Raw genomic sequence first — 1367 nt, 5'->3', positions numbered from 1 at the left:
GGTTGACGACGGCCGCGGTCACGCGGGCCCGACCCCCGCAGCGAGGGCACCGCAGGACGTCCACCCGCCAGACCTTCTGCAACAACCGCGCCCAGACGATGCGAAAGGCTTTCCTCGACGGGGGAGGAGGGGGCTGCATTCTTGTGGTGAGGCTCGAGTCGGTTGGGGCCAGTTGTGCTTTGCGCCTCTCGCCGCGCGACCGGCTGCTGTGCCGACCGAAGTAGGAGACTCCGTGTTGCCCGCGGTCGGGAACGTGCACCGAGAGGTCGGCCAGAAAGTCCAGAGCGGTCGCAGTCCGGGAGCGCCCCTGGGCAAAGGAGCGGTAGTGGACGAGGCAGTTCTGGTTGTCGTACTCCATGCGCTCCAACGCGACGGGGCCCTTCGTGATGTAACGAGCGAGCCGCAGCCGGGACAGCGTCTGTTCCGGCTCGATGGGGTCGCCCACCCAGACGCTGAAGCCGGTCGGGTTCCACCCCATCAGGCGCTGCGCCGTCTCCGGTGCCAGGCGCTCCCGCTTCACCATCATGCGGAGCACCTCCCGTTGGAACAATGCCTCGAGCCTGCCTCCCGTCAGGTGAGGAGGCCAGGGCAGGAAGCTCTCGCCGCGGCCCCCATCTGACCAGGCGCCGCACGACACGATCGCGTGCAGGTGCGGGTGCGGGTTCATCAGATCTCCTGCCGTCGCGCGCGACAGAAGAGCACCGGGCACGGCCATGGCGTCGCCTGCGGCCGTCGCGAGGCCGTGCCGCAGGACCTTCCAGGCGCACCGGCCCAACTCTCGAAGCATCTTCCCATCTCGCAGGAAGGCGCTTCGCAGCATCTTCGGAATGGTGAATACGACGTGACGGTATGCCACCGGCTCCAGCACCGCAGCGTTCACGAACTCGGAGAACTCGAGGCTCCTTCGCTGCGCACAAGACGGGCATATCGCTCTCTTGCAGCTGAAGGGCACGAAGAAGCTGTACCGACAGCCGTCGGTCGTGCAGGCCACGCGCAGCATCCCGTTGGACGGCACGCCGCAGTCGAGGTACTGCATGAGCGTCTTGCCCACGCGCGGACGCCAGGGGCCGTACTGGGAGGCATACCGCTCGTCGTACACGTGCTCGAACCGCTCCGCGTGATCGAGCGCAAGCTCGTACAGCGGGGTCTGGTGGGCGACGCGTGGACGATAGCGGGGACCAGCATGGGGCACGGGTGACTCCTGACAGAGTCTCCTCGCACCTCGACACTACCCGGGCACTGTTGACGCCATGTGAACCGTACGTTAACGGAATGCAGACAGTCGGTCAGCCATCTGCTCGCGCGGCCTCTTCCGACAGTTCGACGGGCGCACTGTGGTAGAGTCGCTCGATCTCGACGTACAGCCA

Annotated in this window: 1 protein-coding gene; it reads right to left on the bottom strand. The window is 66.6% G+C overall.

Annotated elements, in window-relative coordinates; genetic code table 11:
- On the bottom strand, positions 1–1192 hold a 1192-nt coding region (locus EB084_25585), incomplete at its 3' end, for a hypothetical protein (protein NDD31637.1).
- Positions 1193–1367: the final 175 nt, after the last annotated feature.

It is taken from the genome of Pseudomonadota bacterium (genome assembly GCA_010028905.1).
GTDB lineage: Bacteria > Vulcanimicrobiota > Xenobia > RGZZ01 > RGZZ01 > RGZZ01.
Note: the sequence above shows the minus strand (reverse complement) of the source record. Positions and strands in the feature narration are given on the sequence as shown.